The organism is Planomicrobium sp. MB-3u-38 (genome assembly GCF_002836425.1).
GTDB classification, from domain to species: domain Bacteria; phylum Bacillota; class Bacilli; order Bacillales_A; family Planococcaceae; genus Planococcus; species Planococcus okeanokoites.
This window is the reverse complement of sequence record NZ_PJBO01000062.1, coordinates 1-14,323: the sequence shown is the minus strand read 5'-3', so window position 1 is coordinate 14,323 and position 14,323 is coordinate 1. Positions and strand designations below refer to the sequence as shown.

Annotated in this window: 15 protein-coding genes; 12 read left to right on the top strand and 3 right to left on the bottom strand. The window is 45.4% G+C overall.

Going from position 1 to position 14,323, the window contains the following annotated elements; all coding sequences use genetic code 11:
• Window positions 1-73 precede the first annotated feature (73 nt).
• The 5 genes from CXF70_RS13395 (at window position 74) to CXF70_RS13375 (ending at window position 4,652) form a co-directional block, all read left to right on the top strand.
• On the top strand, window positions 74-1,009 hold the full coding sequence (locus CXF70_RS13395; RefSeq protein WP_101803095.1) for a LytTR family transcriptional regulator DNA-binding domain-containing protein: 936 nt from the start codon (window positions 74-76) through the stop codon (window positions 1,007-1,009).
• Window positions 1,010-1,147: 138 nt separating this feature from the next.
• Window positions 1,148-1,993, top strand: coding sequence for an ABC transporter ATP-binding protein (locus tag CXF70_RS13390; protein WP_101803094.1), 846 nt, complete (start codon window positions 1,148-1,150; stop codon window positions 1,991-1,993).
• Window positions 1,990-2,700 carry an ABC transporter permease gene (locus tag CXF70_RS13385; RefSeq protein ID WP_101803093.1) on the top strand — a complete coding sequence of 237 codons (711 nt, stop codon included), beginning with the start codon at window positions 1,990-1,992 and terminating at the stop codon, window positions 2,698-2,700. Before CXF70_RS13390 ends, CXF70_RS13385 begins: the two co-directional genes overlap by 4 nt.
• Window positions 2,701-3,034: 334 nt before the next feature.
• On the top strand, window positions 3,035-4,249 hold the full coding sequence (locus CXF70_RS13380) for a DUF1572 domain-containing protein (protein WP_101803092.1): 1,215 nt from the start codon (window positions 3,035-3,037) through the stop codon (window positions 4,247-4,249).
• A 115-nt stretch (window positions 4,250-4,364) separates the two neighbouring features.
• Window positions 4,365-4,652 (top strand): hypothetical protein, encoded by a 288-nt coding sequence (locus CXF70_RS13375; RefSeq protein WP_084242830.1) that lies wholly within the window; start codon window positions 4,365-4,367, stop codon window positions 4,650-4,652.
• A 107-nt stretch (window positions 4,653-4,759) separates the two neighbouring features.
• Here CXF70_RS13375 and CXF70_RS13370 read toward each other — a convergent pair whose 3' ends face one another.
• Window positions 4,760-4,957 (bottom strand): hypothetical protein, encoded by a 198-nt coding sequence (locus CXF70_RS13370; RefSeq protein ID WP_101803091.1) that lies wholly within the window; start codon window positions 4,955-4,957, stop codon window positions 4,760-4,762.
• 200 nt (window positions 4,958-5,157) lie between these two features.
• Here CXF70_RS13370 and yiaA point away from each other — a divergent pair, with 200 nt between their 5' ends.
• From yiaA to CXF70_RS13350, 4 genes are all read left to right on the top strand, one after another.
• Window positions 5,158-5,616, top strand: coding sequence for an inner membrane protein YiaA (gene yiaA, locus CXF70_RS13365; protein ID WP_084242828.1), 459 nt, complete (start codon window positions 5,158-5,160; stop codon window positions 5,614-5,616).
• Between the two features lie 90 nt (window positions 5,617-5,706).
• On the top strand, window positions 5,707-6,291 hold the full coding sequence (locus CXF70_RS13360; protein ID WP_101803090.1) for a hypothetical protein: 585 nt from the start codon (window positions 5,707-5,709) through the stop codon (window positions 6,289-6,291).
• A 68-nt stretch (window positions 6,292-6,359) separates the two neighbouring features.
• Window positions 6,360-7,325: a DMT family transporter gene (locus tag CXF70_RS13355; RefSeq protein ID WP_101803089.1), complete on the top strand. Its 966-nt coding sequence runs from the start codon at window positions 6,360-6,362 to the stop codon at window positions 7,323-7,325.
• A 170-nt stretch (window positions 7,326-7,495) separates the two neighbouring features.
• Window positions 7,496-8,008, top strand: a complete 513-nt coding sequence (locus tag CXF70_RS13350; RefSeq protein ID WP_101803088.1) for a plastocyanin/azurin family copper-binding protein — start codon at window positions 7,496-7,498, stop codon at window positions 8,006-8,008.
• 73 nt (window positions 8,009-8,081) lie between these two features.
• Here CXF70_RS13350 and CXF70_RS13345 read toward each other — a convergent pair whose 3' ends face one another.
• Window positions 8,082-8,576: a site-2 protease family protein gene (locus CXF70_RS13345; protein ID WP_101803087.1), complete on the bottom strand. Its 495-nt coding sequence runs from the start codon at window positions 8,574-8,576 to the stop codon at window positions 8,082-8,084.
• 229 nt (window positions 8,577-8,805) lie between these two features.
• Between CXF70_RS13345 and CXF70_RS13340 the strand changes: the two genes are divergently transcribed.
• From CXF70_RS13340 to ystJ, 3 genes are all read left to right on the top strand, one after another.
• Entirely contained in the window at window positions 8,806-9,567 is a 762-nt protein-coding gene (locus tag CXF70_RS13340) for a hypothetical protein (RefSeq protein ID WP_145990732.1), read from the top strand.
• A gap of 435 nt (window positions 9,568-10,002) precedes the next feature.
• Window positions 10,003-12,021: an alpha/beta fold hydrolase gene (locus tag CXF70_RS13335; protein ID WP_101803085.1), complete on the top strand. Its 2,019-nt coding sequence runs from the start codon at window positions 10,003-10,005 to the stop codon at window positions 12,019-12,021.
• Between the two features lie 202 nt (window positions 12,022-12,223).
• A complete protein-coding gene (gene ystJ, locus CXF70_RS13330) occupies window positions 12,224-13,438 on the top strand; it encodes an NADP-dependent malic enzyme (RefSeq protein ID WP_101803084.1) in 1,215 nt (404 codons plus the stop codon).
• A 304-nt stretch (window positions 13,439-13,742) separates the two neighbouring features.
• Here ystJ and CXF70_RS13320 read toward each other — a convergent pair.
• Window positions 13,743-14,323, bottom strand: a 581-nt coding sequence (locus CXF70_RS13320; protein ID WP_233208642.1) for an Rgg family transcriptional regulator, incomplete at its 5' end; no start/stop codon positions are given.

Below are 14,323 nucleotides of genomic sequence, written 5' to 3'. Positions count from 1 at the left end.
TATTTCTTTCATTCAAATAAGAGTTACAATAAATGACAGAGACTCTATATTTATCGGTATGCGGGAGGCAGATATGAATATACAGGCAGTGATTGTGAATGGCCAGAAAATAGTGCCGACAGTGGAATTTGAACTTCAGACAAGTAAAATCATCGGCATCCAGACAAATGTCCAGCGCAAGAAAATGCTGCTGACCCAATTGGCCGAGCAGCCGGATACATATTTATCACTCGCCGATCAAGGCGAATACACCCGTTTGACAGTGGAGGAATTGCTGCGTTTTCTGAAAAACGTCAGCGGACATATAGAGTCAGTGGGCTCAATGCTTCGGCGTTTTCAGCTGGAAGATGTGAAGAGAGTGAAAATTTCGAATTTGACTGCGTCAAAGCGTGTTTACTTGTCATTGCTTCGTATTTTTTTCGCGCAGCAGCTGACGATCGTGCTGGAGGAACCGTATTTCCAGCTTGAAGAGCAGGAGCGCCAAGTGTTTGTGCGATTGGTGCAGGAGCTGTCGGCGGAAAAATGGATCATCATCCTTACGGGCAATCTGGAAGATGCGCTCGTCAGCTGCGATGAAATTTACCGCTTGGACGATGCCGGCCTGCATCATTTGGATATTGCCGATTCAGACAATGAACCAGAAGAACAGGCAGAGGTCGAGGAAGCCGATTTCAAGGTTCAAAAAATCCCGACGAAAAAGAACGATAAAGTTATTTTATTCAATCCGCCGGAAATCGATTATATCGAAAGCATCAACAGCTTGGCTGTGGTACATGTCGGCGGCGAAACGTACAGTTGCGCGCTGACTTTAGCAGAGCTGGAGCAGCGGCTGCAGCATTACGGCTTTTTCCGCTGCCACCGTTCGTATATCGTCAACCTGCAGAAAGTGCGTGAATTGATTACATGGACGAAAAACAGCTACAGCCTGCGTTTGACGACTGGCCAGGATTCCGTGGTGCCGTTGTCGCGCACCAAACTTGTGGAGATGAAAAAGCTGCTGAACATCTAATTTCCCGGGAAATAATCGGTCGGATTGGCGCGTTTAGGGTACAGTTCGGCTGTAAAATGGTACATTTTAGCCCCATTCAGCGGTCACCATTCCTTTTTCTTTATAAGCTTAAGCTAACAACGAAAAGGAGTGGCGCACATGAATATCATTTCCGTCCAAAACATTCAAAAGGCATTTGCATCAAACCAGGCATTAAAAGATGTCTCATTCGACATCCCGAAAGGAGAGATCTTCGGCTTTCTGGGACCAAGCGGTTCGGGCAAGACGACCCTGTTGAAAATCTTGACGGCTCAGCTCGATCCGACGAGCGGGGGCGCAGCCGTATTAGGAAAGCCGGCAATATTGATGCAGAAATCCGAACAGAAACAGCGTTTCGGAATTCTGACCGATACCAGCGGACTATATGAACGATTGACGATTGAAGAGAACCTTGACGTGTTTCGCCGGCTGTACGATTTACCGAAATCATCCATTGATAAAGTGCTTAATTTCGTTAATTTGAATGCGGACCGCAAGAAACGTGTCAGCGTTTTGTCGAAAGGGATGCGCCAGCGCGTCACTTTGGCTTGCGCCATCATCCATGAGCCGGAGCTGCTGTTTTTGGATGAACCGACATCCGCGCTCGACCCGGTGAATACCGCCCATATCCATAAAGGATTGCGCTATTTAAATGAAAAAGGGACGACGATCTTTTTGACGACGCATGACATGACTGAGGCTGAATCATTGTGTGAACGTGTAGCCATCTTGCATAAAGGGGAAATCCGCGCAATCGGTGCGCCCGCCGAACTGAAAAAGACGCACCGCGACGGCACGCTGACGGTGGAACTGACTTCCGGAAAAACCGAGCGCCTCGCTATGAATGAGGACGCTGCGGCATCGATTGCCAACTGGATAACTACTGGGCAGATCGACCGCATGTACACAAACGAGCTGAGTCTCGGCGATATTTTCATTAAATTAACGGGGAGTGAATTGGTATGAACGTGTCATTAAAACGAATCCAAGCCATCTTAATCAAAGACTATAAAGAATTTTCAAGAAACTATGCAATTTCAGTGATGATCCTGTTTCCGCTGCTATTCGCTTTGATTTACCGCTCGGACGGCGGCGAACAAGCCGCGATGTACGCGTTTGTCATAAACTTTTCGCTGGCGATGCTCACGAGTTTCGTCCAGGCTTGTTTGATTGCGGAAGAGAAAGAGCGCAGCACTTTGCGTTCGCTGATGATGACACCGGCGTCCATGCTGGATGTGCTGATCGGCAAAAGCTCGCTTGTCTTCATCATTTCCGCGGTAGTGCTGGCGGGTTCGACTTACCTGTTCGGCTATGAGACATCGAATGGCTTCATGCTGGTGGCTGCGCTGGGTATTTCCATTTTGCTGTATACGGCGATCGGCACGATTTGCGGCTTGTATTCTAAATCGCTGATCGAAGCGTCACTTTCGGTGTTTCCGGTGTTGATCATCTTTACGATGGGACCTTTTGCGTTGGTATTTGAAGATGACTACCCGTTCCTGGCTGTGCTGAATTATTTGCCGAGCAGCCAGTTGAGCGAACTGCTGACAAGTATGGAACTGGGTGCTTCTGGTGCGGAGTTGTATATGCCACTTGTAATTATTTCCATTTGGGCAGTTGTGGTGACGATTATTTCATTCGTTTTGTATAAGAAGCGCTTGATGGATTATTAATAAAGCAGCGGATTCTGCCGATTTTTTAAGAATCGCTGATAAATGGTGAAAAATCGCTGATAAACAGGAAAAAATCGCTGATAAACGGTGAAAAATCGCTGATAAACTCATAAAAATCGCTGATAAACCATCAAAAATCGCTGATAAAATGAGAATCGACGATAAATGGTGAAAAATCGACGATAAACCTCAAAAAATCGACGATAAAATTCCACATCGCAAAATGCAAGAGCCCGACCTGGCGGATCCCGTCAGGTCGGGCTCTAATTTTGAGCTTCCATGTTATAAAATCGGGTATGGTTATCTAAAACCATTAATAGAAAGAGATGAGAACATGACTTTAGAAATCATACTTTTAATAGCAGCGATCCTATCGATGGCGGGAGTTGGGCTGCTGGTTTATTTCAATAGCCGGAAGTCTGCGGAGCCGGTTGAGGAACAGCAGCCTGAAGCGGAACCTGTTGTCGACGACGAGCCGGACCCGTACGCCGAATACATGCCGCACGTATCGGAAGTGGAAAACGGTGAGGACGTTAAAAGCGGATACCGGAAAATCGAGATTCCGAGCATCCTGAAAGCCGATATCCTGAAGACGCTGTCGGCTGGTGCGGCAATTGTGCGTGACCGCCAGACGTATAAAGTGGAATTCAGCCCGGAAGTGGTGAAGGGCTTGAAGGACAAAAGCATGACGCTGATTCAAAAAGCAGACGGCAAAGGTTTTCTGCCGGCAGTGAAGAAAGAAGGCGCGGCAGGCATCTACAAGCAGGCGACGCTGGTGAAGCACGCCAATCCGGCGCTCGTCGTGCAGGCGAGCGCGAATCTGCTGACGGCGGTGGTCGGCCAGCAGCAATTGATGGAGATCCAAAGTTCGCTGAAGAATATGGGAGAGAAATTGGATACGCTCATCCAGCACCGCGACAACGACTTTTTTGGCAGGACCGAATCCCGTTTTATTTATTTCAGCGAAATCATTGGACGCTTCCGGACCAACGGCATCATGCTGGGCGGAGTGGAGGATCAGAAGATTGAGGATTTCTACACGGACGCGCTGCAGGATCTGAAGGTGTTGAACAAAGATTTGAAAGGCATCGGGGACAGCATCGACCGTTTGAAGGAGCATGAAACGATCCGCAAATGGGGCGAAGCCGCGGTTATAAAAGATTACCGTAAGCTGATCGACGCCTTCAACAGCAAGCAGGAGCTGGTTCTGCTGAACATCAAATTCATCGAAGAATGCTATGCGCCGTACCTGGCCACCGTGCGCAACTACGAGGACACGACCGTGAAGTCCGATACACTGAACGATGTGATTGCCGAAAATAATCACATTGTCGGCATCATTGAAAATAAAGTCGGGAAGATCGAAGAAAATTATAAAGTGAAATTGAATTTCGGTGTAAAAGCGCTGAAATACCGGAATCTGGAGAGCCTGAAAGAAGTGGCTCCGCTGCGGATCAGCCAGCAAAAATCCAAAGAGCAGGAAGTTCCATCCGAGATGCTGGTGGAGCTGGCGGAGGATGAGAAAGTCTATGCGTATGTGCCGAAATAACTTCATATTGGTTTATTTGAAACACTTGTCATCCATTTGACAAGATTAAATTTTCGCCAAACGGGAAAACACAGGATAACACCGAAACACCATTTGCCGCTTAGGAGGAGATTTTATGAGAAAAGATACATTGGAATTGATCATTTATGCCGGCGCAACTGCAGCCAGCCTGTTCATGCTAGTTAAAACTTACAATAAACGTCAAAATACGTATTGGGTATATGAAGATCATGACTTGCGCAACAGCGACGATGCAGACTTGAGAGAAAGTGCAAATGCCGATGTTGATCCAGCCGAAAGAGGCCTCAGCGAATTGGATTCAGCCTACCGCGCGGAATGGGTTTCAATCGGCTATCCGCAGACTCACCGTGAACTCGAAGCTAACGAAAACTGGAATAACTGATCCGAACCGCATCCGCCTTTTTGGCGGATGCGGTTTTTTAGATTTCCATGTCAATAAAAACAGCCAGCAAACCCCAATAGGATCTGATGGCTGTTTTAAATTAGAAGTTAAGGGTTCCGGTTATTATCTGCATTGGTCAATTTATTGTTTTCATCTGGAATCCGTGCCCGATCTTTAAGCGACTGATTCTTTTGCTCCTGCTGATCGAAATCCTGTTTTTGTGAAGTTTCCTGATTCTTTTCGTCCAGGAGTTCCTTCATTTTATCGACGTTTTTATTGTGTTCGGATGATTTATGATCGCTCATCTGAATCGCTCCTTTCTGGCGTTTTTTATTCATATTCCCGGTAAGTGTGAGGGTAAACGTTCAGAAATCGCCGTATTCCCGCTTGCAAAAATTTTCCTTTCCGCAGCCGTTCTAAAGGCATATCCATATGGTAGAATAATCGTAATAATGAATTTTATTAGAATAAAGATATGCATTATGAAAAGACAGGGGCTGGATATATGTTGGGGGAAAGAGAAGAAGATGTGTTCGTGAAGAAACCGGCGGAGAAGCGGAGGCTGGGTGAACCGACGGGTGCGTTCAAAGGGGCAGCCTGGGGAGCATTGCTGATCGGCGTTTCGTCATATTTGATCGGTTTGTATAATGCAGGCATGGAATTGAACGAAAAAGGCTACTACATCGTGTTGCTGATTCTCGGGCTCTACTCGGCGGTATCGCTGCAAAAAGCTGTCCGGGACCGCGACGAAGGAATGAAAGTCACGAACCTCTACTACGGCATCAGCTGGTTCGCGCTGATTTCGGCGATTGCGCTCATGGCGATCGGCTTGTTCAACGCAGGCAGCATCGATTTGAGTGAAAAAGGCTTTTACGGCATTTCGTTTGTGCTGAGTTTGTTCGCTGTGGTGACTGTGCAGAAGAACGTAAGGGATACCGAAGAAGCGAATAGCATGGAAGATTAAGCTGTTCTTTCAGCTGAAATCCGATAACAGCAGAAGAAGCGCCCGGTCCGTGCCGGGCGTTTTGTTCTATCTGGAAGGAGGCAGGATTTTTTGAGGAATTCGATTAGGACGGCTTTTATCCTGATGGGAGCCGGTACAATATTTTACCTGTTCATGAAATACAGTTATTTGGTCAGCTTTCTATTTTTGCATTCCATTACCGGCTCCTTCGTTTTCATCGTGGCAATTATCGGTGCAATCTGGGCAGCGCTCAAACTGGATTGCATCATTTCAGAAAGCCGGTATGAATTTCCGATCCAATCCGCAGCAATCCTGTTGATATCATTGTTTTTCGCTTACCAAATGTTTGCTTCCCATTTTTATTCGGAGCAGTATTTGAAAGCGGCGGGTCTTGAGAAAGTCGAGCAGTTGTTTGAGTTGGCCGAGTTGGATCTTGACGAGAGCGAATTGCGTGCAAAAGCGGAAGAAATTGCTGTGAAAGAGTCTGCCTACGCGATGGGTTTATATGGCGTCAATTCGCGTCCCGACGGAGTCGCAGACTTGGAAATCCTGGAATTCAAGCGCAGATACTATGCCTATGATTTGGTGATCGGCGGCGAAGGCAAAAGCGCCAGCTACACTTTTACGCGTGCTGGATTCGACTTTAAAATCAGTGGAAATTCGGTTATGGAATAAAATCGGAAGTTCTATTACTATAGAAAGAACATCTTGGCGATTTACAGATGGGAACGGGAGGGAGTCACTTGCGGCCAATCATCATCGGAGTCTTTTCAGCTTTCTTTTTCGCATTTACATTTGTCCTGAATGCGTCGATGGAAGCCACCGGAGGCAGTTGGATCTGGAGTGCATCGCTCCGCTATTTTTTCATGGTGCCGTTTTTGGTCGCCATCGTGCTCATGCGGAAAAATTTGCGGCCGGTCTTCAGTGAAATGAAAAAGCAGCCGGGTAAATGGCTGTTGTGGAGCTTTGTCGGATTCGGCTTGTTCTATGCGCCTCTCTGTTTTACCGCGGCCTATTCACCAGGCTGGCTGATTGCGGGAACGTGGCAGATCACGATTGTTTCCGGCGCCTTGCTCGCGCCATTATTTTTCACAACCATACATACACCGGACGGCACACGGAAAGTAAGAGGGAAGATTCCGGTCAAAGGGCTGCTCATGTCGCTCATCATCCTGCTCGGCGTTGCGCTAATGCAAATGGAGCACGCCAAGCAATTGTCATTGGAAAACGTCCTGTACGGAATCGTTCCGATTCTCATCGCGTCATTCGCCTATCCGCTCGGCAACCGAAAAATGATGGAAGTGTGTGAAGGACGGCTGGACGCGTACCAACGGGTGCTCGGCATGACGATCGCCAGTCTGCCTCTCTGGTTCCTGCTTTCAGCATTCGGCATTTTCACCGTCGGCATGCCAAGCGGCAGCCAGGCTTTCCAATCGCTATTGGTGGCCATTTTCTCTGGCGTCATCGCCACGGTCCTATTCTTCATGGCGACCGATATGGTAAGGGGCAGCATGCCGAAACTCGCAGCCGTCGAAGCCACGCAGTCGATGGAAGTTCTGTTCGCCTTAGCGGGTGAGCTGCTGTTTCTGTCCATCTTGTTCCCGTCACCGATGTCGTGGCTCGGCATCATCGTTGTGATCCTGGGAATGATTTTGCACAGCTATGTTTCCGGTGTGAAGGTGGAAAGGTATGTTAAGCAGGTCGTGTAGGTGATCAGGCGAAATTGCCTGGTCAGTTCATCCTTTATCTTGCCTTTTTTATTTTCAGTCAAAAACATTGTTTGATAAGTGTCAGTAATTTTACGGATATTCATGGAATATGATCTAAATTTCTTCTTTCAACGTTTAGATGAAAAGAACGAAAAGGAGGCATACTAATCATGAATAAAAAGTTGGGATTACTGTTAGCGGGTGGCGCTTTGATTTTGTCGGCTTGCGGAAATGATGGCAATCAGGCAAGCGAAGAGCAAAATGATGTTGCTGAAGAGACGCCGGTTGCAGAGCAGGAAGAGAATACAGAAGAAGCAGCGAACGAAGAAGATACAGATGCTGTTGAAGAAACTGAGGAAGCTGAAGAAGAGAAAGCTGAAGAAGAGGCACCTGCAGCAACAGATGTTCCTGAAGCCATGAGCGGAGAAGCCTCTGAACTCCTGTCGGAAGGGGACAGCACCAGTTTCGTTTTCAATCAGACAGGTGAGTTTTCAATTTTTTGTGAGCCACATCCTGTTATGAAAATGACTGTCATAGTTGAAGAAGGAGCAGAAAATTCAGGGGAAGTGGCATTGGACATCGCTGATTATGAATTCAGTGAAGAGACGATTACCGTTGCACCTGGTACAACGATCACGTGGACAAATCAGGATTTAGCACAACATAATGTCGCTTTCGAATAAGTGATTACAGAATGGCAAAAGGACTTCCGGAAATTGCGAAAGTCCTTTTTGCTTTTTATGCAATTGTTTTCGCCTAATTTTTTATTTCTTTGATATCCTTTAAAATATACCAACCATCAGACTTGTGTCCGCCTAGGTTTTTCATAAATGAAGGGTAGGTTATGGGAATAGCGGTAAATAGAAATACTGATAAACTCATGAATGCTGCGCTGTTAAAAATGTTCCCGGGAATACCTGGAATAATAGAAGAGAGATACAAGAATAAAATAAAGACAATTAACGAAGCGATGGGCCCGCATGCACTAAATAAGAGATTTTGTTTAGAAGTCGCGGATGGCAATTCATCCGAATTCGCGACACGACACAGTCCTGAAAAGGCAATGGTCAGATAACATGTCAGCCTCCCAAGACGCAGCTCCAGTTTCTGTTCTTTATTTCTCGGACCCAGATAGATTTCTACTCTCGCTTTCTTATTGCGCAGAAGCACTGGTATTGCATGGCCAATTTCATGAATGAAAAGTACTGCATTCATAACGAACAGCACTGTAACCACTTCTAAAACAAACATATAAATGCACCCTTCCATCTCCCAATGTGTAAAAATTCCTTTTCTTTAATACGGAGTAAGGCATAGAGAAGTTTCATTTCACTAAAGTAATTTTTATCCAAATTTGACAGCAGTATCATGAAATCAATGGTACCCTTGAATAAAGAGGATTTTTGTTTGGAAGAAAGGAAGATGCCCACTGTTAGCTGAAATGTATAAAAGAAGGGAAAAATTCAGTTGGCTGTTTCTTTTGTTCACTTTGGCCGCTGCTGCCGGGTTTGTGGCTATTCAGCCGCCAGCGACGGAGCGGGAACGGTGGGAGCTGCTGTTCTTCCTGTTTCCGATCGGTTTCGTTCTCTCGATCATGTTCATCAGCCGCCAGCAGTATAACAAAGTGAAAGATATCGAAATTCCGGAATCGCAGAAGCAGCTTTTGGAGCTAAATGAAATAGTCGTCAAAAAAGATGTAGCACTCCTTCCGAGGCTGTTCCTGTTCGAGAAAAGCGGAGAGTTTATTGGCGAAGTGAAACCCGTGGACCTCAGTTGGTGGATGCGTACACTGCTTTCCGCACATTCCGTGTTCCTCACATTGCTGCCGATGACCTACGGTTTCTTTGCGCATAACGGCGAAAGATTGGTTACGTTCCAGAAAAAAGGATGGCTGAAGCAAGTCGAGCTGACCATTTTCGATGCACAGCAGCGAAAAATCGGCACATACATACAGGAAGAACTGAAAGCACTTATTCATATCCGAGGCGAACTATTCAATGCTCAGGGCGAGTTGATTTTGCCAATAAAAGCGTCAGGTTTCTCCGGCAATTTCAGCTGGAACGATGAGGAAGAGCGGCAATGGGCTTATTTTTACAACGGAATTTTCCCGCACGAGCACACAGATTTATTCCAGGATTCGCATAATCATATTGTGAAACTGACCAATGAAATACCAGAAGAAGATAAAGCCTGTCTGCTTGCGGTGATCGGCTATTTGTTCATGATGCGGGTTAAGAATTAGAAGAGAACGATAGTTGGGCAAGGTTTCAGCGAAAGAAGAACTGCAGTGATTAAAATAAACTCGTAATGTCTGAAGAGTAAAATTCTTCAGGTGTTGCGTTTTTTATTTGCCATTTACGATAATCTAGACCCCTTCGTTAGAAATATCTCAATCTATGAAGGCAGACAAGTTTAGAGCTGCTGGATAAGAAGTAAAAATAATTAGTAAACTTAGCAAAATTAAATTGACAACGCTTTCATATAAAATTATACTGGGCATATGTTAATAGCTCGTGAGGAGATTTGGAGACACATTAATTACTTTGGGCATGCCCCAAAGGTATTTGATGTGTCTTTTTATGTTTTTGAGCTAACGGCATACATAAAAAGGGGGAAAAAATCCGGAAATCGTAAGGAGTCAATAAATAAAGAGATTTACATAACAAGGAGGATAATCATGAAGAATTTGAAAAGGCCATTGATTTTATTGATAGTTGCATTATTGCTTATTGGTATCGGCAGTGCAGTTGCTGCCAGCTTTAACAGCGCCGGCGGGGATGTAGATGTGTCCCGTATTTATTTTGACACTGAGCGGGGAGAGCTGTCGGGTTTACTTTATAAACCAGAAGGGGCAGACGAAGAGGCAAGACCGACAATCATCGCCACGCACGGTTATTTGAACTCAGGTGAAATGCAGGATGCTCAAGCCATCGAAATGTCCAAGCGGGGTTATGTAGTCCTGGCTTTGGATATGTATGATCATGGACATTCAACCGGAACGATGGAGAAGCCGATTCCGTTCTTCTCTTTCTGGCCGCAAGCTATGTACGATGCGGTACAGTACATGTATGAACAGGATTATGTTTTGAAAGATGATGAAGGAAATGGGATTATTGCTGTTTCCGGACACTCCATGGGAGGCTTCTCTTCAACGCACGCAGTGATGTTGGATGAAGTTGATTTCCAGGAATCAGGTATCCGCAAAATTCAAAGTTCCTTGACGATGGGTTCTGATTATCAGTGGGTGAAAACACTTGGTTACACGGACGAACAAATCAATGCTTCCTATGGTCCGCGTCCATCAGGAAAAATTGCAGGCGTTTATGATGAATTTTTCTTTAATGCAGAAGCAGCTGCGGCAGGCCAGTCTGTCGTCAAGAAAGACTACGTCAGCACAGCTGAAGGCCTTGGGTTTTTAGGCGGACTTGAATCAGCGCAAGCTGGGGAATTCTATGAAGTGGACGGCGGCCAACGAATTATTTACCAGCCTAACGAAACACATCCATGGAATCATTTTTCACAGCAATCTACTGAATATGCAATCGATTTCTATGATACAGCTTTTTCGGATTACGGTAATTTAGTGGCAATCGGAGAAGATGGACAAACGTGGATGTGGAAAGAATGGTTTTCATTTGTGGCTTTAATAGGCTTCTTCCTCCTGTTCATTCCGGTTATCAGCTTATTGACGAAACTGCCATTCTTCAATTGGGTTTACACAGAGCGTCCGGCAGCGCTTTCTGCACCGAAATCAGATGGTGCGAAACTAGCTGGTTATATACTGCTTATTGTGGGAGCTCTTTATCCGGCTCTATTCTTTACGGCATTATACAGCGCCAATGAAACAGGGATGACCTTGCTGCGTCAGATCAGCATGATCACCATTGCATTGTCTGCCCTGATTTTATTGTTCAGCTTTGTAAAAAATTCCGCCAAGTCAGTAAAAATGGGCTCCGGGTTAATTCTTGGCCTAAGCATCGTACAATATATTTTCCTCCGTCAGCAGGAGCGATTCTTTGCGACTACAGAATGGTTTGGCGGAGCTACTGTCAATCCGATTCTCTTCTGGGCGATCAATGTTGCGATCGTGACGTTGATAATTTTGGTTGGTTATCACTTTGTTTCGAAAAAAGCGGAAGGAGCACGTTTTGCGAATTATGGATTGCGTGCTAACATCAAAACGATCATCTCGGCTTTTGTTACCGCTGTCCTTGCTGTCGTTATCGGCTATGCGGTCCTCTATTTAGTGGATGCAATTTTCCAAGTCGATTTCCGTCTATGGACAGTAGCAGTAAAAACATTTGAAGAACAGCATTTATGGGCACTTTTACGCTATGCACCATTATTCTTCATCTACTTTTTCATCGTGGGTATCTCAGTCAATGTCAATACAGCCAGCAGTTTTTATGATGGATGGAAAGGATACGGCATATCCATTCTCCACTTTATCGGTGGACTGATCCTGTATCTGATCTATCATTATGGCTTATTGTTCATTACAGGGACAGGCGGCTATCCTGCAGAGTCATTATCATCGATTATTGTAATCGGGCTTGTGCCGATCCTTTTGGTAGCAGCAGTTTACAATCGTTACTTTTTCAGAAAAACTGGAAATGTCTATGTAGGGGCATTCCTGAATACGATTCTAATAACGCTGATTACTTTAGCAAATACGGTTCTTTATACGATCCTCTAATCGTATAACGAGAAGAGGGCTCAGGATGAACTTAATCCTGAGCCTTTTTTATTTTGAATAAAGTGAAAGAAGTCGACATCTCGGTATTCGATTCAATTTTTTCTCATACAAAAGTCTGAATATTCTTTAATTTAAGTTGAAACACTTCTAATCCTTCCTTATTTCTTTATAATGAACAATTATGGAAGAGGGAGTGGAAGCGATGACGAAACTGAAGCAGGAAGCGCTGCAAATGCACCGGGACCATCAAGGGAAACTGGAGATTGTTTCAAAAGTCGCTTTGCGGAACGAGTATGATTTGAGTTTGGCTTACTCTCCCGGCGTCGCGGAACCGTGTAAGGAGATTGAACGGGATAAAGCGACAGCTTACGATTACACGATGAAAGGCAATACGGTCGCTGTGCTGACGAATGGCACGGCGGTGCTTGGCCTTGGCAATATCGGACCGGATGCTTCGATGCCGGTCATGGAAGGGAAAGCGGCGCTGCTGAAGAGTTTTGCCGGTGTGGATGCGTTTCCCATCGCTTTGAAGACGGAGGATCCGGAAGAAATTATTCGGACAGTGAAATTGCTGGAGCCAGGATTTGGCGGCGTGAACCTGGAAGACATCAAAGCTCCCGAGTGTTTTATTGTCGAAGAACGGCTGCGTCAGGAAATGGACATTCCGGTGTTCCACGACGATCAGCACGGCACGGCGATTGTCACGCTGGCCGGTTTGATCAATGCGCTGAAACTAACGGGGCGTACCGTGGATGAAACGAAAGTGGTCGTCAACGGGGCAGGTGCCGCCGGAATCGCGGTGGTGAAGCTGCTGAGTGGCTACGGTTTTTCGGATATCATCATGTGTGATACTAAAGGCGCGATTTACGAAGGTCGCCCGAACGGCATGAATCCGTATAAGGCGCTGGTTGCGGAGATCACCAATTTCAATAAAGAGGATGGCCAGCTGGCAGATGTGATCCAGGGAGCAGATGTCTTTATCGGTGTATCGGCTGAAGGGGCGCTGTCGCAGGACATGATCCGGTCAATGAATGACGAGCCGATCATTTTCGCGATGGCCAATCCGAATCCTGAGATTCTGCCGCATCTGGCTAAAGAAGCTGGCGCGCGCGTTGTCGGTACCGGCCGTTCCGATTTCCCCAATCAAGTCAATAATGTGCTCGCTTTTCCAGGGATTTTCCGTGGGGCGCTTGACGTGCGGGCGAGTGATATCAATGAAACCATGAAGATTGCAGCTGTTGGTGCGATTGCAGGATTATTGAGTGAAGATGAACTTCACGATGACTATGTCATACCGGCACCGTTCGATTCCCGTGTCGCGCCGGCCGTAGCCGCCGCTGTTGCGCGGGCGGCAGTCGAGACGGGAGTGGCGAGGAAGCCTGTGGCTGAGAAGGTGGAAGTGTTTTCTGAGAAATAGAGTATGTGAGTGGATTTAGGAGAATCGCTGATAAACCGTGAAAAATCGCTGATAAACACGAAAAAATCGCCGATAAACGGTGAAGAATCGCTGATAAACCAAAGAAAAACGCTGATAAAATGAAAATCGACGATAAAAGGAATAAAATCGACGATAAACCTTCAAAAATCAACGATAAACACCAAAAAATCGACGATAAAACTCTATACACAAAAAGGCAAGCGCATCTCCTGCGCTTGCCTTTTCTATTTGTATACTTTTGTCTTTTTAAATTGATAGTGATTTTCCAAGGAGGCAAAGATTACTATTGCAGATTTGTATAATACTTATAGTCTTTCATTACTTGTTCAAGAAATTCCTCTTGATCATAAATTTTCAATAACTGAGCGGCTTGCTCTAAATACTCATCTTCTTTTCCTAATTGAAGCATTTTCCTGCAGATTGCAATACGGATAAATAAAACAGATAAACTCTGTTGAGTCATTCCCACTTTATGTTTATTGAGTATGTCTTCCAATACGTTTAATGCAGTTTTAAAGTCCTTTTCCTTGATTAACAGCAATGAAAGATTGAGCTTTAATGTAGTAACAAGTCGATTTGAATCCTGAAAATCTTTGTAATTGTAAATTCTCGAAAGAAGAGTATTTGCCATTTCAATAGCAATATCGTTCGGGAAAAAATAGAGAATGGAATGAATTATACGAATATCTGTAAGATACCATTGATCAACTTTTGGTCTTCTGTCAAGAAAGTGGACACGGAAATACTGTTCTTTTTCGTCCAAAAGCCTATCGCGCTCCGCTTGATTGGACGGCAATGAGAAGCGGTTCAAAAGCGAACCACTTCGCATGGCCGTCAAACTGTTACGAAACCATTTGTTCCGAG

Bases quoted from the DNA above. Each gene is read 5' to 3' on its own strand.
- CXF70_RS13375 (WP_084242830.1), top strand. From the start codon at position 4,365: ATGAGAAAAGATACATTGGAATTGATCATTTATGCCGGCGCAACTGCA.
- CXF70_RS13350 (WP_101803088.1), top strand. From the start codon at position 7,496: ATGAATAAAAAGTTGGGATTACTGTTAGCGGGTGGCGCTTTGATTTTG.
- CXF70_RS13380 (WP_101803092.1), top strand. From the start codon at position 3,035: ATGACTTTAGAAATCATACTTTTAATAGCAGCGATCCTATCGATGGCG.
- ystJ (WP_101803084.1), top strand. From the start codon at position 12,224: ATGACGAAACTGAAGCAGGAAGCGCTGCAAATGCACCGGGACCATCAA.
- CXF70_RS13345 (WP_101803087.1), bottom strand. From the start codon at position 8,576: ATGTTTGTTTTAGAAGTGGTTACAGTGCTGTTCGTTATGAATGCAGTA.
- CXF70_RS13385 (WP_101803093.1), top strand. From the start codon at position 1,990: ATGAACGTGTCATTAAAACGAATCCAAGCCATCTTAATCAAAGACTAT.
- CXF70_RS13335 (WP_101803085.1), top strand. From the start codon at position 10,003: ATGAAGAATTTGAAAAGGCCATTGATTTTATTGATAGTTGCATTATTG.
- CXF70_RS13390 (WP_101803094.1), top strand. From the start codon at position 1,148: ATGAATATCATTTCCGTCCAAAACATTCAAAAGGCATTTGCATCAAAC.
- yiaA (WP_084242828.1), top strand. From the start codon at position 5,158: ATGTTGGGGGAAAGAGAAGAAGATGTGTTCGTGAAGAAACCGGCGGAG.
- CXF70_RS13395 (WP_101803095.1), top strand. From the start codon at position 74: ATGAATATACAGGCAGTGATTGTGAATGGCCAGAAAATAGTGCCGACA.
- CXF70_RS13370 (WP_101803091.1), bottom strand. From the start codon at position 4,957: ATGAGCGATCATAAATCATCCGAACACAATAAAAACGTCGATAAAATG.